This is a genomic window from Nocardia blacklockiae, assembly GCF_015477355.1.
Classification (GTDB): domain Bacteria; phylum Actinomycetota; class Actinomycetes; order Mycobacteriales; family Mycobacteriaceae; genus Nocardia; species Nocardia blacklockiae.
Window position 1 is genome coordinate 162,980 of record NZ_JADLRJ010000007.1, and the last position, 20,838, is coordinate 183,817.

Sequence of the window (20,838 nt, forward strand, 5' to 3'; positions counted from 1 at the left end):
ATCGATCGCGCGCTCATGCTTATGAGCGGGTGTTTATCGTCGCGATCTGTGAGGATTGAGTGGTGGTAGCCAGCATGAACAGTCTGCGGATCGAGATCAGTGTTTCGTCGGAACCCGGAGCGGGCAGCGAAACCGTGGTGAATGCCGCGGTCCATCCGATTGTCGACGGTCGCAACGTCATCGCGGACGCTTTCGACGCTGGACCTGGCCACGCCCCGGAACGTCTGCTACCTCCGCACGGACCGCTTCACACCGGTGAGGAACCCCATGAGGTCGAGTTGGCCGAAGCCGACTGCACTTGGGGATGTTGCGGAGCACTCTGCGTCACCATCCGTCGTGTGGGTGACCAGGTGGTATGGGACGGCTGGCGAAACCGTAACGGACCCGCTCCCGACCTTCCGGCGTTCCGATTCGATGCCGATCAATACAACGCCGAGATCGCCAGAGCGGAAAAGGACTACAGCTGGGAGTGGCCGGCTCGAACGCTGGCCCGGCTGCTCAGTGAGCGACTGCGCATCGATCCCGAGGAGATCGGGCGCTGGAATTTCGACTTCCATTCCGCGTCGTCATGGCGGCCCGACGAGGTCGACGTCCTTTTGGGACACCCTCGAGGATCCACGGATGACGGGCCGTGGCTCCAGTTCCGCAAAATCCTGACGGTGACCGACGAAGACCCTGCCGTTCAAGCAGCGCGGTTCGGAGCCGAACTGATCGACAACGACCCGCGTGGTTACACCGAAATCTGCGGCGGCTCAGCCGAATTCGCCCGGGAACTCGGCTTCCCCTGGCCACCGAACAAGCTCTGAGCGCAAGCCCCGATTCCAGACCGACCGCAACACCGGCGCTTTCGTTGTCCTGCGCCTAGGTACTTCCGCCGATCGATAGCGCGCCGACATTCGCTGATGCCGTGGACCGGGCGGTCCCGCGCTACGCAATGCCGGTTCGGTGTGGGACCGGGGCAGGCAGAATGGTTTTGTGGTTGCCCACTCGCACCGTCATCTGCTGTTCCTCGATGTCGACGGGACCTTGCTTCCGTATCAGCGCAGCGCGTCGCCGGCGAGTGAAAGGGATTGGGCGGCATGGCAGCATCCGTCGAATCCGGTGCTGTCCCGGCTGGACCGGAGCCTGGGAGAGCGGCTGTTGGCGTTGGATTGTGACCTGGTGTGGGCTACGGGGTGGGGTGAGGATGCCAATCAGGTGCTGGCTCCGGTTCTCGGCCTGCCGGTATTGCCTGTGATCACATTGCCCGAGTATCCCGGCGGCGATTACTACGAAGACGAGTTGCATTGGAAAACGAGGGCTTTGGTGGCTGCCGCTGCCGGGCGATCGTTCATCTGGGTGGATGACGAGATCAGGGAGCAGGATCGAATGTGGGTCGCGGACAACCATTCCGGGCGCGCCCTCCTCCATCGGATCGAGGGCGCCTCGGGACTCCTGGATGTCGATTTCACGACCATCAAAAACTGGATATCGTTGGAGGGGTGACGATTCGGGAGACTCAGCCCTCGTCGTGGAGGGTCAGTACGACCAAGGGGATCGGCCGGTCGATCTTGGACTGGAAATCCGCCAGCAGCGGGTTGTTGGCGAGGACCCAGGCCGCGAACTCGTCGTAGTCCTCGCCTTCCAGGACCTTGCCGGTCGCCTGATACGTCTTGTCTCGAAGCTCGACGGTGACCTGCGGATTCGCCTTGATGTTGTGCCACCAGGCCGGGTACTTGTCCTCGACGAACGAGCTCACGTACATGATGTCGTCCCGGTACAGGGGTCCCAGCGGAGTCGTATGCCGCTTGCCGCTCTTGGCGCCGGTGGTGGTGAGCAGGATGAGGTCGCCGCCCGCATACGCCCCGCCGACCTTGCCCGAGTTCTCCCGGAACTCGTTGATCACGTCGTGGTTCCAGTCGGCAATGCCGCCTTCCTGGTCCCACGCCTGGTTCCACGGCGCGTCCGGATCGTTGTATTCGGTGATGTCGGCCGGTGTCGGCTGTCCCGCAGTCGCTTCGATTTCGCTCATGCCATGAGTATGTCGGGCAGATAGGACAGCTACGGTCCTAACTCGACAAGAATCCTGAAGCGTTTCGTCGACCGCGGCCGCTGCCCCACCGAGCGCTCATTCCGAGAACGCACTTGCCTCGGTACTGTGATTTCGCATGGGCGACCCTGGAATCACCGCGGAGCTGGTCCGCGACCTGCTGCGGGAGCAGCACCCAGATCTCGCGGAGCTGACCCTCCGCGAGGTGGTGGGCGGCTGGGGCAACCAGATGTGGCGTCTCGGCGATGATTTGGCCGTGCGTGTGCAGCGCATGGATCCCACCCCGGCGCTCCAGCTGAAGGAACGGAGGTGGCTTCCCGTGTTGGCCCCGCGCCTGCCGCTCCCGGTGCCGACTCCGGTGCGGTTCGGCGAACCGTCGGAACGTTTCCCCAAGCATTGGACCGTGATGACGTGGGTCCCGGCGAACCGCTGGACCACGGCACGATCAGCCGCGGCGCGCACGCGGCCGACGCGCTGGCCGGCTTCCTGCGAGCGCTGCACGTGGCGGCACCCGCCGAAGCGCCGGTCGCTGTGGACCGCGGCGCCCATCCCCGGGACTGCACGGACGGCTTCGAGAAGTTCCTGCACGCCGTTGCGCCCGACGACCTCGCTGCCGAGATCCGGGCGGTCTGGGCGGAGGCTGTCGCGGCTGATGCGTGGGAGGGCCCGCGGGTGTGGGTGCACGGTGACCTTCATCCCGCGAACGTCGTCGTCTCGGACGGAACACTCTCGGGCATAGTCGATTTCGGTGACCTGTTCGCCGGCGACCCGGCATGGGACCTCGCCGCCGCATGGGTACTGCTGCCCGCGGGCACGGCCGCACGATTCTTCGATGAGTACGCGCAAGCCGACGAAGCGGCGATCCGGCGGGCCCGCGGGCTGGCCGCTTTGAAGAGTCTCTTCCTGATGCTCATGGGGCAGAACGGAGATCGGGGCCTCCCCGGAGGTAAGCCGCATTGGGGGCCCGCAGGCCGAGCTGCACTTGATCGCGTATTGCAGGGGCTTTGAGTCGCACTGCGCCAAATACGCTGCGGCGCGGTATTGCTCGCATCCCTAGGTATGAATACTGGTATGACCCAGGTCGGTCGGGGTGCCGCGTCCCTTCACTCGGGCTGAGCGGGTGTAAGGCCCGGTTCGCCCAACAGGTGGCGGATCTGTTCGTCGGGATATGAGGTGCTACGGCTGGTCTGCTGAAAAGTACGGGTAAATGCCGACATTGCCGCGGCGGTCGGTGCGTGTTGAGTGAGTATTGCGGCGGCCGTTTTCGAGATTCCCTGGGGTGGTTGACCTTCGGCGAACGCGCTCACCATCTCGGCGCGCCTCTCGCGGTCCTCTCGCCGGAGGCCGTACAAGGCGGTGAGGAGCCAGTTCACCAGGTAGGTGGCGGTGTAGGCGCGGTCGTAGGTCCGGTGGTGGTCGAAGAACGCGGATTCCGCTGGGGAGAGGGCGAATACGGACGAGAGCGCGAGGCCGTAGTCGGTGAAATAGAGGCGTCGGCCGTCGGTGAGGATGTTGTCGAAGTGGGCGTCGAGGTGCAGTAGGCCGTGCCCGTTCATGAAGGCGGTGCCAGTGGCCAGATCCCGGTCCACCTGGGCGCAGGCTTGATCGTCGCCCGCCTCGATCCGGGCGGTCAGCCATTCGTGCAGGTTCTGCGGAATATATTCCAGGAACAGCGCGATGCTCGCCGAGGCGTCCCGCAGGGCTTCGATGCGGTGGCGTATCTGGGGCCGGCCATCCCAGTAGGCGACAGCGCGGTCGATGTCGGCGAGTTCCTTCGGTAGCGGCGTGCAGTCCGGCAGCACTTGCCAGTGGTACAGCAGCGGGAAACTCTCGTGTTCGGCGGCGAGCACCCAGTTCGTCGTCATGGCGTGTACGGCGAGTTCGCGCCAAGCCCCGAAACCCGGCCCGCCGATCAGGCCGACGCCGTACTGGCAGAACAGCGGCACATCGAACAAGTTCGCCGTGGAACGGACGTGCTCGGGCCGCCGTTCCAGGTCGGTGAGGGGGACTCGCTTTACGAAGACCGGTGTTCCGGCGACCTCGAGCAGCGCCGACTTCCCACCGATACCGGCACCGAGCGGTGCGGCCGCGTCCACGAGCTCGCGCACCGCGTGGTCGCTGTGCAGCGCCAGGGCGGTGGAGACCGCGCTGTAGGCGCGCAGGCGTGCGGGGCGCGACATGTCGCGAGGCGTCGCCGCGCCGGGCGGACAGGAACTCACTGCGCCAGGGTAATTCGCCGCAGGCGTTCCGGGCGATGGGTGGGTCAGGGGATCAGGATGGTCTTGCCGGGGAGGTGGCCGGCGAGGGCGTCGTCGTGGATGGTGGGCAGGTCGGTTAATGGGCGGCGTTGGGCCACTGCGATTTTCAGGGTTCCGGCGTCGACTCGGGTGGTGAGGTCGGTGAGTTGGGCGGCGTCGCTGCGTACCAGGACCTGGCGTATTCGTATGTTGCGTTCGGGGTGGTCGGGTCCGGGAGTGGTTGTGCTGACGAAGGTTCCGCCGTCGGTGACCAGGTTCGCCAGTAGGGCGGTTTGCTCGGGGGTGTCGCGCACGAGTTGGAGGACCGCGTCGAATCGTCGGTTCGCGACCGCCGCCATGATCGGTGTGGTGGTGTGGTCGACGGTCTGGGCGGCCCCGTAGGACGTGACACGGTCGCGGCTGCGGGGGCTCACGGTGGCGGTGACGAGGGCACCGGACCGGGCCGCGAGCTGGACGGCGTATCCGCCGACGCCGCCACCCGCGCCGTTGATCAAAAGGCTTTGGCCCGAGCGCAGTTCGGCGTATTCGAACAGTGCTTGCCACGCGGTGAGTCCGGCCAGCGGCAGTGCCGCAGTGTCGGCGAGGTCCACGGTGCGCGGGGCGGCGGCGAGGGCCTCGGCAGGGGCGACGACGTAATCAGCGGCCGCACCGGGCGCGTCGGGAGGCAGGAGAGCGATCACCGGATCGCCAGCGTGCCAACCGGAAACGCCGTCCCCGATCTCGACGACGATGCCCGACACGTCGCAGTTGGGGATGTGTGGGAACGTCAGCGAGATCGCGTCGCGCAGGATGCCCAGGCGCAGAGCGACATCCAACATGTTGAACGAGGTCCCGGCGACGCGGAGCAGGACCTGCCCGGGGCCGGTCGCCGGCCGATCCACCTCCTCGCCGACAAGAACGCCGCTGTCGCCGTAGGAGTGGTAGCGCATTGCCTTCATGGCTTCTCCGTATCGCTTCGTCTCGAATCCCGAGATGCCAAGAAGGTAAGGTCGCCTGACCATAGTTGTCAAGCAACCTGATAAGGTTGCCTGATGAAAGCGAAGTCGGAGGTGGACGGGCAACCACAGCGCCCGCTCCCGGCCCTGCTCGATCAGGTGAAGGTCCTGACTCTGACCGAGTTGCACAGTCGGCTGGCCGAGGAGGGTTTTTCGGCGATACAACCACGGCACGGTGTCGTGTTCCGGTTCATCGACGATGCCGGCGCCCGGCTCACCGACCTCGCGGAGCGGTCCGGGGTCACCAAGCAGTCGGTCGGTGAAGCCGTCGCCGAACTCGAACAGCTGGGTTTCGTGGAACGCGCGGCCGACGCGGTGGACCGGCGCGTCAAGATCATTCGCTTGACCCGGCGCGGCCGCGCTGCTCGGGCGGCCTCGGAGCGGATTCTCGCCGAGATCGAAACCCGCCGGGCGCACCTCGTCGGAGCCGAAAACCTTGCGGCACTGCGGCATACCTTGGAACGGATCATCGCGGCGGAACATGGCTGATCAGGCCGTAGTCTCGCGGACGTTCGCCCGGACCAGGGCTTGACGCGGACCCTGCACCTGGCACGGGAAACCCGGCCGCCCCTCATGCGGCCGGGCTTCCTCTCTCGCGCGTCCTACGGGAGTGCAAAGGCTTCCGCGTTCAGCGCGAGGCGCGTCCGGTGTTACTGCTTGCCCTGTAGCGCCTTCTCGACGAACTCGTTGGTGTAGGTGTCCTCCAGCACGATGCTGTCGCGCTTGGGCTGTACGTTGCGTGAGTACTGGCCCAGGATCTTCAGGACATTCTGTGCCCCTTCGGGTTTCATCAGACCGTCGCCGTTGAACATGCCGATCGAGTCACGGATGGACTGGATGTAGAGGTCCTGGCCGCCTGCCGCGTACTGCGGGGGCATCTTCGCCGCGATTTCCTCCGGGGTGTGGGTCTCGATCCACTGGAGGGTTTGGACGAAGGCGGTCGCGAGCTTCTGGACGATGTCCGGATGCGACTGCACCGTGTCGCATTTCATGTACAGCGACGACGCCGGGTACAGGCCGCCGAGCGCGGCGCGGGTGCCCGACTCGGTGCGCATGTCCAGAAGTACCTGGGCGTCACCGGATTTCACCATCTGCGCCACCGTGGGGTCGGTGGTCATGCCGGCGTCGATGCCACCGTGGTTCATCCCGGCGATGAAGGTCTGTCCCGCACCGACTTTCACGCGGTCGTAGTCGGAGGTGGTCATGCCCGCCTGCCCGGCCAGAGCCTGTGTCAAGAAGTCGGTGGACGAACCCAGTGACGTCACGCCGAGCTTCTTGCGGCGGAAGTCGGCGGGGGAGCGGATTTCCGCGGCCTGCGCCTTGGACACCAGCTGCACCTCGCCCGGCACGTCGGAGAACTGGACGACGGTGCGCAGGCACTGCTCCTTGGCCTGCAGGTCGACGGTGTGGTCGTAGAACCCGACCACGGCCTGCACATCGCCGGTGAGCAACGCGGTCTCGGCGCTCGCGCCGGACTGCTCGCCCATCAGTTTCACGTCGATGTCGTTGCGGGCGAAGTTGCCCAGCCGCTCGGTGAGCATCGCGGGCAGGTAGATCACCTTCTCCAGGCCGCCGACCATGATGGTGATCTGCGGGCGGCCGTTCGCCATCGGGATACGGCGCGAATCGCGGCAGCCGGTCGCCAGCAGCAGCGCGCAGACGGCGATCAGGACGACGGCAACATGCTTGCGGTACTTCATCCCTCACACCTCGTGCGCCGACTGGGCCTGCGACGGACGCCATTTCAGCAACCGCCCCTCGGCCACCCCGATGGCCCACTCCGCGAGCAGCGCCACGACCGTGATGATGATCATGCCCGCGTAGATGCCCGCCGCGTCGAACGTGCCCTGCGCGTTGGAGATCAGCAGCCCCAAACCCTTGCTGGCACCGGCGTATTCGCCGACCACCGCGCCGATCAGCGCGAAACCGAACGCCGTGTGCAGACTCGACAGGATCCAGGTGGTGGCGCTGGGCAGCACGATCTGCGACAGCACCTGCCAGCGGCTCGCGCCCAAGATCCGGGCATTGTTGATGACGTTGCCGTCCACCTCGCGGGCGCCGGTGAAGGCGTTGAAGAACACCGCGAAGAAGGTCAGCACCACCACCGTGGCGACCTTGGACTCCAAGCCCAGCCCGAACCAGATGATGAACAGCGACGCCAGCACGATGCGCGGAACGGCGTTGAGCGCCTTGATGAACGGCGCCAGCACCTCGGCCCAGTAGCGGCTGCGACCGAGCAGCACGCCGAGCACGACACCGGCCACCGCGCCGATCACGAAGCCGAGCACCGCTTCCTCGACAGTGGTGAAGATCTGCAGCCAGATCGACCCGAACTGTGTTCCCTCGGTGAACCATTCGACGATCCGATCCCAGATCAGCGACGGCTTCGAATAGAAGAACGGGTCGATCCACACGGTCGCGGTCAGCTCCCAGGCACCCAGCCAGAGGGCGATGAGCGCGACCCGCAGACTCCACGTCCGGATCCGGTTGCGGCGCGCCTGCCCGCGCGCCCGGGCGAGGATCTGCTCCTCGGACTCGGCCTCGACCTCCGGTGCGGCGGTGGCGGTTTCGGTGAGAGTGTCAGGCGACACGGCTCGCTCCCTTCGCGCGGGCGGCCTCGACCTGGTCGCGCAACGTGCCCCAGATCTCGGTGTACAAACGGCGGAACTCGTCGGTGAGACGGACCTCCTCGACGTCGCGCGGGCGCTCCAGGGTCACCGGGAAATCGCCGCACACGGTGGCCGGGCTCGCCGTCATCACCACGACGCGGTCGGCGAGCACGATCGCCTCCTCCAGGTCGTGGGTGACGAACACGACCGCGGCGCTGTGCCCGCGAGCGGTGCCCGAACCGGACCACACCCGCAGCAGCTCGTCCTGCATCAACTGGCGGGTCTGCACGTCCAGCGCGCTGAAAGGCTCGTCCATCAGCAGGATCTCCGGCTCGTTGACCAGAGTCTGCGCCAGGGCCACGCGCTTGCGCATGCCGCCGGACAGCTGATGCGGGTAGTACTTCTCGAACCCCGCCAAGCCGACCTTGCGCACCCACTCCGCCGCGCGTTGGCGCGCTTCGGATTTCGCCATGCCCTGCAGGCGCGGACCCAGTGCGACATTGTCGAGTACGGTCCGCCACGGCAGCACGGCATCCTGCTGGAACATGTAGCCGATGCCGTCGGGGATGCCGTGTACGTCCTTGCCGCGCACCAGGGTTCGCCCGGCGGAGGTCTTCTCCAGCCCGGACACCAGCGACAGCGTGGTGGACTTGCCGCAGCCCGTGGGGCCGACCACCGCGACGAATTCGCCTGGGGCGACGGTGAAGTGGAGGTTCTTCACCGCGGTGTGGATGCCACCGCCGGACCCGGGAAAGCGCTTGGTCGCGCCCCGGAATTCGATACACGGCTCGCCGGCGGGGCGCTCCATGAGGTTGGTCATGACGTTCTCCTGAACTTCGACGCCGCACGGTGTGAGGTGCGACCGCCGGTCGACCATAAGTGCTCCCCGTCACATCGGGTCTGCTTGTGCGCACAACCGGCGCAATCCGCAATCGAGGCATTCTGCTCATTTTGCGCGGGAATTTTGGCTGCGCTTCGCTGCGGCGGGTTTGCTGCATTTTTGGCCTCCGCTTCGCTGCGGCGGGTTTTCGGCGCCTGAGTCTCGGTTTTCGGGTACCGCCGCTTGCTCCTTCGTCGCGGCGCGGCGGCACCCGAAAACCGAGACGCGCCGAAAACCTTGGAGGTTGATGGCGCAATCGGGGGTTCGTCTTGTTGACGCAAGCATTGGTTCGCTTTGATGACGTGAGCCTTGGTTGGTTGAAGGTGCGCGTCTTGGCGGTCGCTTTGAAGCCGCAAGCCCTGGTTCGTTTGATGGTGCAGGTCGTGGAGGTCGTTTCGAAGCCGCAGATCTTGTAGGTGTGCTACGAAGCCGCAAATGTTGGTGGGTCGACGTTGAGGCGCTGCGAAGTGGGGTGTGAGGGTTGTGATCATTTAGCTCAGGCGTGTACAACTGCGGGGTGAACGTGTTCGGCCGCGGGGTGCGGTTGCGGACACAGATCGTGTTGCTGCAGGTCGTGCTTGTCGCGCTGACGCTGGGTATCGCGTTCGGCGTGTTCGCTCATGTGGGGCAGCAGCGCTTGTCCGGGGAGTACGGGCAGCGGGCGCTGGCCATCGCGCGTACGGTCGCGACCGATCCGCAGGTGCGGTCGGAGACTTCTCGCTACACCTCGGCTACCGTTGCCGATCCGGGGGCGCTGCGGGATGAGTTGGCCGACGGGCAGCTGGAGCGGATTGCCGAGGAGACTCGGCTGCGCACCGGCGCGCTGTACGTCGTGATCACCGACGATGCGGGGATCCGGCTCGCGCATCCGGACGTGCCGCGGCTGGGGGAGATGGTCAGCACCGATCCGTCGGTGGCGCTGGCGGGGTCCGAGGTGGTGGTGCAGGAGCGCGGCACCCTCGGGGAATCCGTGCGGGCCAAGGTGCCGGTGCTGCGGCCCGACGGGGAGACCGTGGTCGGCGAGGTCAGCGTGGGTATCTCCACGGCCGCGGTGCGCGAGCAGCTGTGGGTCGATCTCGGGCGGGCCGGGGTGCTCGCCGCTGCCGCGCTGGTCGCCGGGGTGATCGGCTCTATGCTGCTGGCGCGGCGCTGGCACGGCCTGACCCTCGGGCTGGAACCGCCCGAACTCGCGGAACTGGTTCGTGAGCAGGCCGCCGTGCTGCATGGCATCGGCGAAGGTGTGGTCGCCGTCGACACCGGCTGGCGCGTCACCGTCGTGAACGACGAGGCGCGGCGGCTGCTCGGCATCGAGGGGGACAGCGGGCGCCCGGTGAACGAGATCGGCCTGACGCCCCGGGTGCTCCAGGTGTTCCGCGCCGCCGACGGCGTGCCGGTGCCGGCCGCGGTGGGTGATCGCCTGGTGGTCGTCACCGCGCGTTCCGTCAGCCGCGACGGGCGGGCGCTGGGTGCGGTGCTGAGCGTGCGCGATCGCACCGATGTCGAATCGCTGACGCGCCAGCTGGACGCGGTGCGTTCGATGAGCACCGTGCTGCGCGCCCAGCGCCACGAGTTCGCCAACCGGCTGCACCTGCTCAGCGGCCTGCTGCACGGTGGCCGCCCGGGCGAGGCCGCGCAGTACATCGACGAACTCCTCGGCTCGGGCCCGCTGGGTGCGGCGCTGCCGGGCATGGACGCGCTGCGCGATCCCTACCTACAGGCGTTCCTCGCGGCCAAGGCAGCCCACGCCCGCGAGAGCGGCGTCGAACTCCGGCTCGGCCCCAACACCTGGGTCGACGCGAATCTCGCTGTGCCCGTGGACGTTACGACCGTCCTGGGAAATCTCCTCGACAATGCGATAGAGGCCGCCCGCACGACCTCGCCCCAGCAGAACGGCAACCCCGAACCTCCGCCTGACCCGCCCGCGTCTTCCGAGTCAACGCGCAGAATCCGTGGCGCGGGAAGCGAGGAGCGTGCGGAGGGCAGCGAAAGTGGTGTAGGGCGAGGTCTGCGGGCGCTCGGCGGCGGCGGGTTGACGGCTTCGTCCAGGGGCGGTGATGGGGAGCGGGGGCTGGGGGCGGGCGTGCAGGTGGTGGAGGTGGAGTTGGTGCAGGAGGGGGCGACTTTGCACATCACAGTCATCGACAGTGGCGGTGGTGTGGCACCGGAGATGGTGGAAGACGTTTTCGCGGAAGGGGTTTCCACGCGGCCGGACAACGGGGTGCCGGGTGGGCGCGGGGTGGGGCTGGCGTTGTCGCGGCAGGTGGCGCGGGCGCTGGGCGGGGACGTGGTGTTGTCGAGCCCGGGTGGCGGTCCCGCGCCGCTGGGCGGAGCGGAATTCATCGCCCGGCTGCCCGGGGTCCTGGTGGAGGGAGAAACGGTATGGGCACAACCGATCTGAGCGTCCTGGTGGTCGACGACGACTTCCGGGTGGCCGACCTGCATGCCGGAATCGTCTCGGCCCTACCGGGTTTCACGGTCGGCCGCACGGCCACCACCCTCGCCGCGGCCCGCGCGGCCATCGCCGGGACCGCGTTCGATCTGGCGCTGGTCGACGTCTATCTGCCCGACGGTTCGGGTCTGGACCTGGTGCGTGAAATCCGTTTCGACGCAATGATGCTCACCGCCGCGACCGAAGCCGAGACGGTGCGCTCGGCGCTGACGGCTGGTGCGCTGGGCTACCTGGTGAAGCCGTTCGACCACGCCGCACTCGCAACGCGCCTGGCGGGTTACGCCCGCTATCGGCGGCTGCTGTCCGCGCCGGTGGTCACCGCCCGCGACATCGACGCCGCCGTCGAGGCACTGCGCCCCGCCGGACCGTCCGGCCCGCAGGCGGCCACCGCCTCACCGACCAAAGAACTTGTCCTGCAAGCGGTTCGAGCAGCCGACACAGCCCTGTCGGCCGCCGAGGTATCAGCGGCGACGGGCGTTTCCCGAGCCACCGCCCAGCGCTATCTCGCGAACCTGGTAGCAGCGGGCACCCTCCGCATGCAACTGCGCTACGGCAGCACCGGCCGCCCCGAGCAGGAATATTCCACCCCGCGCACGTAGTCGACTCCGCGCGTGTGGGGCCTCCTCGCCCCTAGTGGCCCTGCGCATGTGATCGGCCCCGTCTGTGGTCGGGCCTCCGCAGATGAGCGGTTCTGCCCGCGCGAGTGGCCCTGCGAGCGTGATCGCACTCGCGCGTGGTCCGTCCTGAACGCGTGGTCGGTCCCGCGTGTGAGCGGCCCGCGCGTGTGAGCCGCACGCCGTCAGTCCGCTTCGAGAGGGGCCGTAATCGCAGGTCAAGGGTTGACGGCTACGCCCAGGTACAGCGAGGCGAGGAATTTCGGGGCGTTCTCCTCGTAGAAGCGGTCGAGTTCTCGGATGGTGAAGCCGGACTCCTCGATGGTCGACTCGATGTCGCGGTTCAGGTGACAGCCGCCGAACAAGGTTTTCTGCACCGGGTTGAGGCGGTGCTGCCAGGTCTGCACGCGTGCGTCCGGGGCGAGGCCGTGTTCGACGAAATGCAGGGTGCCGCCGGGAACGAGGACCCGGCGCAGTTCGGTGAGCGCGGCACCGGCGTCGGGGATGGTGCAGAGCGTCCACGTCGACAGGGCGGTGTCGAAGCTGTTGTCCTCGAACGGAAGTGACTGTCCGTCGAGACCGGACCGCCGCACCGGCACCGTCGCGTGCGCGAGCCGTTTGCCAGCCAGCCGCCACCCGGCGTCGGCCGGTTCCACCGCCGCCACCGACACCACCGCCGCGGGGTAGTGCGGAATGTTGTGCCCGGACCCGAAGCCGATCTCCACCACCCGCCCGCTCAGCCCGGCGCACACCCGCCGCCGCATCTCGTCGTTGGCCGGCAGCCCGCACGCCACATCGATGATCCGCGGCAGCACCAGATCGCTGTAGATTCCCACCCCACCACTGTGGCAACCCGCGCGCCGCAGCACCAGTGCGCGGAGCTGTCGGTGCCTGCGGGAGACGAGTGCAGCGGAGGCCGCGCCGGGTTCACCGTGGCGCTCGGCGGGCGCGGCGGCGCCGTTGCAGGCCGGGGTGCACGCCGGGAGGGAGGCCCGCGTGCGCGGCGATGCGCTGGAGTAGCGGGAGGAGACGAGCTCGCTCGGCCTCGTCGAGCGGAGCGAGAATTTCCGATTCGAGTGCGTCGGCCTCGGATTGGATCGACTCGAGCACCTCGCGGGCGTGGTCGGTGAGGTGGACCGCGTGCGCGCGCCGGTCGGCGGGGTGCGGCTGCCGGGTCACCAGTGCGTGCTCCTCCAGCTCGTCGACCAGCCCGACCATCGCGTTGCGGTGCACCCGCAGCAGATCCGCGAGTTCCTGCTGACTGCGGCCGTCCGCGACGGCCAGCTGGGTGAGGACCGCGAAGTGAGCCGGGTCGAGATCCAATCGCGCCAGCTGGTCGGTGAGCCGGTGCGATACGTGAAAACCGATCTGCGACAACAGGAATGCCCCGCGAGACTCCAACGGCCGGTTCGTCATGACTCCCACACTAGCAACCCAACATGATTGCCAGTTAACCGTATTGACATGCAATATGATTGTCATTTAACGTGACAATATGACGAACCCAAACATCCCGGCCGTCCCGCACACCGACGCCCCGGTCACAGTGATCAACACGATGTCGGTACCCGCGGCGCAGCGAGACGAGTTCCTTCGGCGCTGGCGTGACAGCGCCGACTACATGGCCGCCGCGCCCGGTTTTCGCCGAACCCGGATGTTCCAGGCGGCCGGTGCGGCGGCGGAGGCGGTCTTCGTGAACGTCGGGGACTGGGACAGCGGCACCGCCTTGCGCGCCGCGCTCGGTACTGCGGAATGGCGGGCGTTGACGCTGCGGATGCAGAACGATTTCGACCTCACCGCGCGGCCGATGATCTACCACCTCGCCCTGGAGCTGGGCCCCGAAGGCGTGCCGTCCTAACCGCCGGCCGGTAACGCAGAGACTCGCCGCTCAACGCCACAGGAGAACCACCATGTCGCGCAAGACCTTCAACACCATCCTGGCCGCTACCGTCGTCCTGTTCACCTTCTATCTCGCGATCTCGTTCATCGCGACCCCTGCGTCCGCCGCCGCGGGCTTCGGGCTGCCGCACCTGCCCGCCGGCGACGGCGGCGGCTTCCTCGTCGTGAAGGGCAGCCGCGAACTCGCGATGGGCCTGGGCATGGGCGTTCTGCTGGTGACGGGCCGGCGGCACGCATTGGGCTGGGTCGTGCTGATGACGGCCGTCGCCCCATTCGGCGACATGATCATCGTGCTGACCCATCACGGCTCCACCGCCACCGCACTCGGCGTCCACGGCCTGACCTCCGTACTGATCGCGGTCACGGGGCTACTGATCCTCCGTGAAAGCAAGGCCCCCGAGGCCCAGGCCACCCCCGCACATGCCACGCAGCTCGCCTGAAACCTATATGCCCGCACCAGGCCGGGCGCATCGGCCTTGTCGGGCAGGGGGTTCAGGGTGTGACGATGGGGAAGTTCGGGTCGGGCTGATCCAGTAGGTCGAGAAGGCGGTGGAGGGCGGTGATGTCCCCGGTGTGGTCGATGCCCTCGACGCCCTGCCCGGCCAGCAGGGCGAGGAGGCGAGGTTTGGTGAGCGTGAGGGTGAGGTCGACGTCGGCTCGGCGGCGGGGGTCGAGGGTGCGAATGAGCGCCCCGTTGGACAGGGTGAGTCGCATGGTGGTGTCGAGATCGGTGAATTGCCAATCGATGACGAGCGATTCGGCGGCGGCACGGGGTCCGTCGACACGGATGGCCACGGTGTCGAACAGCTGCTCGATCGACAGGGCCGAGGCCATGCCGCCGGCGAGGTTCAGCGCGGTGGGGTAGACGCCCTCGCGGAGTTCTTTGGCGCCCATCAGATAGAAGCCGCGCCATGTGGCGTTCTCGGCACCGTAGCCCAGTCGGGTATAGACCTCGGCGAGCGCGTTCCTGGCGGCGGTGTGGCCGGGATCGGCGAAGACCGCGTGCTTGAGAAGTTCGGCGGCGAAGCGCAGGTCCCCGTCGCGGGCGAACTCGGCGGCTTTGTCGACCACGACGTCGATCCCGCCGAAGGCCCGCACGTAGCGGGTCGCGGCGGCCTCGGGCGGGTGCGGCCACAATGAGCTGGGATGCCCGTCGAACCAGCCGAGATAGCGCTGGTAGATGGCTTTGACGTTGTGGCTGACCGATCCGTAGTAGCCGCGCGCCGACCAGGCGTCGGCCAGCCCCGGCGACAACTCGATCCGTTCGGCGATCTCGACGCCGGTCAGGCCCTGATTGAGCAGGCGCAGGGTCTGGTCGTGCAGATAGCAGTACAGATCGCGCTGGACGCGGAGGAATTCGACGAGGTTGTCGGTGCCCCAGGTCGGCCAGTGGTGGGAGGCGAAGGCGACGTCCGAATCGGCGGCGAACAGGTCGATCGCCTCGTCGATGTAGTGCGACCACACCCGCGCGTCCCGAACCAGAGCACCGCGCAGGGTCAGCAGGTTGTGCAGATTGTGCGTGGCGTTCTCGGCCAGGCACAGCGCGCGGTGGCGCGGGAAGTGGAAGTTCATCTCCGCGGGTGCCTCGGTGCCCGGCGTCATCTGGAACACGATGGGCACGCCGTCGACGGTCTCGCGTTGCCCGGTCTCGGTGATGTCGACGGTGGGCGGGTAGAGGCTGAAGGTGCCGGTGGAGGTCTGGATGCCCAGACCGGTGCTCATCTGCCCGTCGGCGGCCGGTTTCAACCCGATGGCGTACATATAGCTGGCGCGCCGCGTCATCGCGGTGCCGGCGTAGACGTTCTCCGAGACGGCCTCGGTCATGAATCCTGCCGGGGCCAGGATCGGAACTTCCCCCGGTCCGTCGGGGAGCACGCCACCGACACCGCCGAAATGGTCGCCGTGGGAGTGGGTGTAGATGACGCCGGTGACCGGGCGGTCGCCGCGGTGCTCGCGATACAGCGCCAGACCCGCCGCGGCGCATTCGGTCGAGATGAGCGGGTCGATGATGATCACGCCGGTGTCGCCCTCGACGATGGTCATGTTCGAGACGTCGAACCCGCGGATCTGGTAGATCCCCTCGACCACCTGATACAGGCCGTTCTTCACGGTGAGCTGCGCTTGGCGGAACAGGCTCGGGTTCACCGTGTCCGGGCACGGCCCGTCGAGGAAGGCGTAACCGGAGGTGTCGAACACGATCGCCCCGTCGGCGTTGCGGATCGTCATCGGTTTCAGGGTCGCGATGAACCCGCGTTCGGCGTTGTCGAAATCGGTGCGGTCGTCGTAGTCCAATGCCATTCCGGATCAACTCCTCGATGCGATCGCCGGTGTGGGGCACGCTGATTGTCGACACCTGCGACCCGCGGATCGTCATCCCATACGGATGAATCAGGCACTCGGTCCGTGGCGGCGGACCGCGGCCTCGGACTGGGTGCGATGCTGGGGCGGTGACGGGGTTCGAGGTGTGGGCGCCGCGGGCGCGGCGGGTGTGTGTCGAGGTCGACGGGGTCGCGCACGGCATGGCGGGGGACGCGCGCGGATGGTGGCGGGCCGACGTCGATGCCGAGGCGGGGGCCCGTTACGGGTTCCTGCTGGACGATGATCCGGCGGTGCTCCCGGATCCGCGGTCGGCTCGCCAGCCGGACGGGGTGCACGGCCGGTCGGCGGTGCATCGGCTGGATCCCGCTGGCTGGACCGATGCCGGGTGGACCGGCAGGCAGTTGGCGGGATCGGTGTTCTACGAGTTGCATGTCGGGACCTTCACGCCGGAGGGCACCTTCGACGCGGCGGTGTGGCGGCTCGACCATCTGGTCGAACTCGGTGTCACGACAGTGGAATTGATGCCGGTCAACGCGTTCAACGGTGCCTGGAACTGGGGTTACGACGGCGTGCTGTGGTACGCGGTGCACGAGCCCTACGGTGGGCCCGACGGCCTGCAACGTTTCGTGAACGCCTGCCATGCAAAAGGTTTGGCGGTCGCGCTCGATGTCGTCTACAACCACCTGGGGCCCTCCGGCAACTATCTGCCGCGCTTCGGCCCGTATCTCGGCGAGGCGAGCAATACCTGGGGGCAGACCGTGAATCTGGACGGTCCCGGCTCGGACGAGGTGCGCCGCTACATCATCGACTGTGCGCTGCGCTGGTTCGACGAATTCCATGTCGACGCACTGCGTTTGGACGCCGTGCACGCCCTCGCGGACCGTCGCGCGATACCGCTGCTGGAGCAGCTGTCGATCGAAACCGACAGGCTCTCGGCCCGGCTTGGCCGCCCGCTCACCCTCATCGCGGAGAGCGACCTCAACGATCCGCGACTCATCACTCCGCGCCCCGCGGGCGGGCTGGGGCTGCACGGCCAGTGGAACGACGACCTGCACCACGCCGTGCACGCGGCGGTGTCCGGCGAACGACAGGGCTACTACGGCGATTTCGGTTCGCTGCGCTGCCTGGCCGACACCGTGCGGCACGGGTTCTTCCACGCCGCAACCTATTCCAGCTTCCGCGGCCGAATACACGGCCGCCCCTTGAACATCGACGTGGTGCCCGCCTCGGCGCTGCTCGCCTACACCTGCAACCACGATCAGATCGGCAACCGCGCCACCGGCGATCGTCCGAGCGCCTACCTGAACGAGGGACAGCTGGCCGTCAAAGCGGCACTTGTCCTGCTCTCCCCGTATACGCCGATGCTGTTCATGGGGGAGGAATGGGGTGCGCGCACGCCGTTCCACTTCTTCACCTCGCACCCGGAACCGGCCCTCGCCACCGCCGTCGCCGCAGGCCGCCGCGCGGAGTTCGCCGACCACGGCTGGCCCGCCACCGACATTCCCGACCCCCAGGACCCGGCGACCTTCACCGCCTCGAAACTCGACTGGGCCGAACCCTCCGCCCGGGCGCACGCCCGGCTATTGGCGTGCTATCGCGCCCTGCTGGCCCTGCGCCGTGCCCGCGTCGACCTCGCCGATCCGCGACTGCCGCACCTGACGGTCGACTTCGACGAGCAGGCGCGCTGGATCGCCCTGCACTGCAACCGAACCCACGTGCTCTGCAACCTGTCGCCGGTCGAGGTGACCGTGCCGCTCACCGGTACGCCGCTGCTCGTCTGGGAGCCGGTCCGTGAAACAGGCTCCGGCACAGTTCTTCCCGGTCACTCCTTCGCCGTGCTCGAGTCGTCGGAGTAGGAAGCTACCTCCTCACCGCCCCGGCGGCACCCGCTGTGTCAACCACCCCGTGACGTAGTCCAGCACCTCGGGCGCGATGGTCGTCTCGATGGCCGGATATTCGGCGGGATTGCCCGTGTCGGCCGGCTGCATCAGATGATTCAGCCCGTCGAAGACGTGGATGTCGGCGTCGGGATCGGCGGCCAGCTGCTGCCGGGCGAGCGGCTCGCTCTGCGCGGGCGGGACCTGCCAGTCCTTGCCGCCGTAGAACGCCAGCACCGGCATCCGCAGCGCCGACAGCGCGGGCGCGGGGTCGTATGTGATCAGCGAGGCGAAGTAGAGGCTGCTGAACTCGTCGATCTCGCCCGGCGACAGCCGGCGGTCCGGTGGGCGCTGGGCGTTGCGTTCGGTGAGGTAGCGCCGCACCTGCTCGGTGTCGCCGCTGCGCACGAGAGTGGTGAGGGTGCTGAGGAATTCGACGCGGTCGCGGGTCTCCTCCACCGAGGCGCCGGTCGCGGCCAGTTCGACGCGGTTCTGCTCCATCAGCACGTCCGCGCCGGTCGCCGCGGGACCGGCCATCATGATCACGAACGCCACGCCGCTGTCCGGTCGCGCCGCCACCAACGGCGCGAGATAGCCGCCCTCGCTGTGGCCGAGCAGGCCGATCCGGTCCTTGTCGATGTCGGGACGGCCACGCAGGAACCGCATTCCGGCCACCACATCGTCGGCCAGATCCTGGTAGCTCGCGCGGTCCAGGGCACCGCCGGTGCCGCCGACCCCGCGGTCGTCGGTGCGCAGCACGGCATAGCCCGCGCGGGTGAGCGTGTCGGCCAGCAGCAGGAACGGCTTGTGGCCCAGCAACTCCTCGTTGCGGTCCTGCGGGCCGCTGCCGGTGATCAGCACCGCCGCCGGATACGGGCCCGGCCCGGTCGGGAGGGTGAGGGTGCCGGCGACCGTCAGCGCGCCGCTGGGGAACGTGACGTCCTCGGACAGGTACGGAAACGGCGGTTTCGGTTCCTGCGGCCGCGGCACGGCGGGCACCTCGCCGCGCTCGAAGGTCAGCGGCAACTCCTGGCCGGACTGGGTGAACGTCCCGGTGATCGTGTCGGCGGCCCGGTCGTACCGGCCGCGGAAGGTCGGGGTGCCCGGCAGCCGCGCGATGGTGAACCCCACCTCGTCGGGACGTAGCGACACCTGGTCGAGCGGGCGGTCGTAGACGCCCTGCAGCGGAATCGAGACCGTGGCGCCGTCTTCCGAGAAGGTCACGCCCAGCGGCAGCGGATGCTCCGGGACCGGCAATGTTCCATGCCAGTCCCCGGTCAGCGCCCGCTCCGCCGTGCTCGGTGCGGGGATGGGAGTGCCCGAGGTGGAACACGCGCCCGCGAGCGCGACGACGAACAGCAGCAGCGCCAAGGACCGCAACGATCGCATAACCCACGATAGCCACCCGATGACCGGTCGCCGGTGCGTGTCGCGGAAAACCGCAGTATGCCGGGATGCCGGCCGCACCCCCCCGAGATATCGGCGCGATGACGGGAAATCACCACTCGGACAACGGCATTGCCGAGTATGCGGTACGAGCCGTACCGTGAACATGTGAGCAACGCCGACTTGACGTCCGGTTCCGCGGACCTGCCCGCCGGGGTGTCCGGCCACGCCGTCGCGGGCTTCGAGCCGCTGGTCCGCGCCTTCGCCCGCTTCGTCGGCGATCGGCCGGACGCCGGGGGCGCCCTGGCGGTGCACCGCCACGGAGAACCCCTGGTGAACATCTGGACCGGCCACGCCACGCCCGCCGCGGCGTGGACCGAGGACACCGGCGCGCTGGTGTTCTCGGCGACCAAAGGCGTCGCGGCCACCGTTGTCCACCGTCTCGCCGATCGCGGGCTGATCGACTACGCCGCGCCCGTGGCGGAGTACTGGCCCGAGTTCGGCGCCGCCGGCAAGGACCGCATCACCGTGCGCCAGGTGCTCACGCACAGCGCCGGCCTGTCCGGTCTGCCGCTGATCGCCGCGGGCCTGGACGACGTGCTCGATCACGAACTGATGCAGCAGCGCCTGGCCGCCGCCACCCCCGACGCGCTGCTGGGCGTACCCACCTACCACGCGCTGACCTTCGGCTGGCTGCTCGCGGGCCTGGCACGCGGGGTCACCGGCAAGAGCATGGCCGAACTGTTCCGCACCGAGGTCGCCGAACCGCTCGGCGTCGACGGCATCCATCTCGGCCGCCCGCCCGCCGGGTCGCCGACCACCGTCGCCGCGATGGCGGGCACGCGGCTCGCGGTGGTGCGCTCGCCGCTGGGCGCGCTGGTCCTGCCGCGCGCCTACAAGATTCCGGGCGCGCTCGGCGCGGTGGTCCGGGCGCTGTTCCTGCCCGGGCTCGAGGCGCTGCTCGACGGTGACGACCCGCCGATCCTGACCACCGAACTGGCCGCCGGCAACGGCGTCTGCACCGCGGGCGCGCTGGCCACGATGTACGGCGCGCTGGCGGGCGACGGCACGGTCGCGGGCCGCCCCTACCTGTCGGCGCGCACGCTGGCCGCGGTGCGCCGGGTCGAGCGCTACCGGCTCGACCACGCCCTGTTCTACGTGCCGCTGATGTGGCATCTCGGTTACCACTCGCTGCCGATTCCCGGCGCCTACACCGGTTTCGGCCACATCGGCCTGGGTGGTTCGTTCGGCTGGGCCGATCCGCGACTGGGCCTGTCGGTCGGTTACGTGCACAACCGGATGACCCTCGACAAGTTCGCGTGGGACCAGATGGCGGCGGGCTGGGTGCTGCCGCTGGCGGTCCGGGGAGCCAACGCGGCAGGTCGGCGGCCCGTGCGCAGCGCGCGGCGGCAAGCCGCCTAGTCCCGCGTCGAGTCCCCTACCGGGGTCGCGGAACCGCGGAATCCTTCCCGGCGCGGCCGGTGCCTATACAGTGCCGGGGAATGTTTATCCGCACGCTCCGC

Annotated in this window: 19 protein-coding genes and 1 pseudogene; 10 read left to right on the forward strand and 10 right to left on the reverse strand. The window is 68.2% G+C overall.

The features are described 5' to 3' along the window. The first annotated feature begins 74 nt into the window (after positions 1–74). Complete coding sequence (locus tag IU476_RS22170) at positions 75–806, forward strand: hypothetical protein (protein ID WP_195103041.1); 732 nt, start codon at positions 75–77, stop codon at positions 804–806. Between the two features lie 169 nt (positions 807–975). After that, positions 976–1,485, forward strand: a complete 510-nt coding sequence (locus tag IU476_RS22175; RefSeq protein ID WP_195103043.1) for an HAD domain-containing protein — start codon at positions 976–978, stop codon at positions 1,483–1,485. 13 nt (positions 1,486–1,498) lie between these two features. On the opposite strand, the gene IU476_RS22180 is transcribed toward IU476_RS22175, so the two are convergent. Next, positions 1,499–2,011 (reverse strand): nitroreductase/quinone reductase family protein, encoded by a 513-nt coding sequence (locus tag IU476_RS22180; RefSeq protein ID WP_195103050.1) that lies wholly within the window; start codon positions 2,009–2,011, stop codon positions 1,499–1,501. A gap of 247 nt (positions 2,012–2,258) precedes the next feature. Between IU476_RS22180 and IU476_RS22185 the strand changes: the two are divergent. Then, positions 2,259–3,037: pseudogene (locus IU476_RS22185) on the forward strand (aminoglycoside phosphotransferase family protein). Positions 3,038–3,132: 95 nt separating this feature from the next. On the opposite strand, the gene IU476_RS22190 reads toward IU476_RS22185, so the two are convergent. Further along, positions 3,133–4,248, reverse strand: a complete 1,116-nt coding sequence (locus IU476_RS22190; protein WP_324194192.1) for a BUD32 family EKC/KEOPS complex subunit — start codon at positions 4,246–4,248, stop codon at positions 3,133–3,135. Between the two features lie 44 nt (positions 4,249–4,292). After that, complete coding sequence (locus IU476_RS22195) at positions 4,293–5,225, reverse strand: NADP-dependent oxidoreductase (RefSeq protein WP_195103053.1); 933 nt, start codon at positions 5,223–5,225, stop codon at positions 4,293–4,295. A 93-nt stretch (positions 5,226–5,318) separates the two neighbouring features. On the opposite strand from IU476_RS22195, the gene IU476_RS22200 reads away from it, so the two are divergent. Further along, positions 5,319–5,771 carry a MarR family winged helix-turn-helix transcriptional regulator gene (locus IU476_RS22200; RefSeq protein WP_195103055.1) on the forward strand — a complete coding sequence of 151 codons (453 nt, stop codon included), beginning with the start codon at positions 5,319–5,321 and terminating at the stop codon, positions 5,769–5,771. A 161-nt stretch (positions 5,772–5,932) separates the two neighbouring features. Here IU476_RS22200 and IU476_RS22205 read toward each other — a convergent pair whose 3' ends face one another. Genes IU476_RS22205 through IU476_RS22215 form a run of 3 tightly spaced genes read right to left on the reverse strand, consistent with a single transcriptional unit; the run spans position 5,933 to position 8,711 of the window. Next, entirely contained in the window at positions 5,933–6,982 is a 1,050-nt protein-coding gene (locus IU476_RS22205) for an ABC transporter substrate-binding protein (protein WP_195103057.1), read from the reverse strand. A 3-nt stretch (positions 6,983–6,985) separates the two neighbouring features. Beyond that, positions 6,986–7,873 carry an ABC transporter permease gene (locus IU476_RS36285; RefSeq protein WP_195103059.1) on the reverse strand — a complete coding sequence of 296 codons (888 nt, stop codon included), beginning with the start codon at positions 7,871–7,873 and terminating at the stop codon, positions 6,986–6,988. Further along, the gene (locus tag IU476_RS22215; RefSeq protein WP_228824099.1) at positions 7,863–8,711 is read right to left on the reverse strand and encodes an ABC transporter ATP-binding protein; all 849 of its coding nucleotides are present in this window, start codon (positions 8,709–8,711) and stop codon (positions 7,863–7,865) included. The genes IU476_RS36285 and IU476_RS22215 overlap by 11 nt, the downstream gene beginning before the upstream one ends. A gap of 598 nt (positions 8,712–9,309) precedes the next feature. Between IU476_RS22215 and IU476_RS22220 the strand changes: the two genes are divergently transcribed. Then, positions 9,310–11,169 (forward strand): ATP-binding protein, encoded by a 1,860-nt coding sequence (locus tag IU476_RS22220; protein WP_195103363.1) that lies wholly within the window; start codon positions 9,310–9,312, stop codon positions 11,167–11,169. Next, on the forward strand, positions 11,151–11,819 hold the full coding sequence (locus IU476_RS22225; protein ID WP_195103062.1) for a response regulator: 669 nt from the start codon (positions 11,151–11,153) through the stop codon (positions 11,817–11,819). Before IU476_RS22220 ends, IU476_RS22225 begins: the two co-directional genes overlap by 19 nt. 233 nt (positions 11,820–12,052) lie before the next feature. Here the strand turns inward: IU476_RS22225 and IU476_RS22230 are convergent, their stop codons facing one another. Together IU476_RS22230 and IU476_RS22235 are read right to left on the reverse strand one after the other, a co-directional pair. After that, positions 12,053–12,670 (reverse strand): class I SAM-dependent methyltransferase, encoded by a 618-nt coding sequence (locus tag IU476_RS22230; RefSeq protein ID WP_195103063.1) that lies wholly within the window; start codon positions 12,668–12,670, stop codon positions 12,053–12,055. Between the two features lie 91 nt (positions 12,671–12,761). Further along, positions 12,762–13,250 (reverse strand): MarR family winged helix-turn-helix transcriptional regulator, encoded by a 489-nt coding sequence (locus IU476_RS22235; RefSeq protein WP_195103064.1) that lies wholly within the window; start codon positions 13,248–13,250, stop codon positions 12,762–12,764. 79 nt (positions 13,251–13,329) lie between these two features. Here IU476_RS22235 and IU476_RS22240 point away from each other — a divergent pair, with 79 nt between their 5' ends. Beyond that, positions 13,330–13,692 carry an antibiotic biosynthesis monooxygenase family protein gene (locus tag IU476_RS22240; RefSeq protein WP_195103065.1) on the forward strand — a complete coding sequence of 121 codons (363 nt, stop codon included), beginning with the start codon at positions 13,330–13,332 and terminating at the stop codon, positions 13,690–13,692. 52 nt (positions 13,693–13,744) lie between these two features. Then, on the forward strand, positions 13,745–14,173 hold the full coding sequence (locus IU476_RS22245; RefSeq protein ID WP_195103066.1) for a DUF4267 domain-containing protein: 429 nt from the start codon (positions 13,745–13,747) through the stop codon (positions 14,171–14,173). A gap of 52 nt (positions 14,174–14,225) precedes the next feature. Here IU476_RS22245 and IU476_RS22250 read toward each other — a convergent pair whose 3' ends face one another. Then, the gene (locus IU476_RS22250) at positions 14,226–16,031 is read right to left on the reverse strand and encodes an alkyl/aryl-sulfatase (protein ID WP_195103067.1); all 1,806 of its coding nucleotides are present in this window, start codon (positions 16,029–16,031) and stop codon (positions 14,226–14,228) included. Positions 16,032–16,180: 149 nt separating this feature from the next. Between IU476_RS22250 and treZ the strand changes: the two genes are divergently transcribed. After that, complete coding sequence (gene treZ, locus IU476_RS22255; RefSeq protein ID WP_195103068.1) at positions 16,181–17,908, forward strand: malto-oligosyltrehalose trehalohydrolase; 1,728 nt, start codon at positions 16,181–16,183, stop codon at positions 17,906–17,908. 12 nt (positions 17,909–17,920) lie between these two features. Here the strand turns inward: treZ and IU476_RS22260 are convergent, their stop codons facing one another. Next, on the reverse strand, positions 17,921–19,318 hold the full coding sequence (locus IU476_RS22260; protein ID WP_195103069.1) for an alpha/beta hydrolase family protein: 1,398 nt from the start codon (positions 19,316–19,318) through the stop codon (positions 17,921–17,923). Between the two features lie 165 nt (positions 19,319–19,483). On the opposite strand from IU476_RS22260, the gene IU476_RS22265 reads away from it, so the two are divergent. Next, a complete protein-coding gene (locus IU476_RS22265; protein WP_324194193.1) occupies positions 19,484–20,737 on the forward strand; it encodes a serine hydrolase domain-containing protein in 1,254 nt (417 codons plus the stop codon). Positions 20,738–20,838 lie beyond the last annotated feature (101 nt).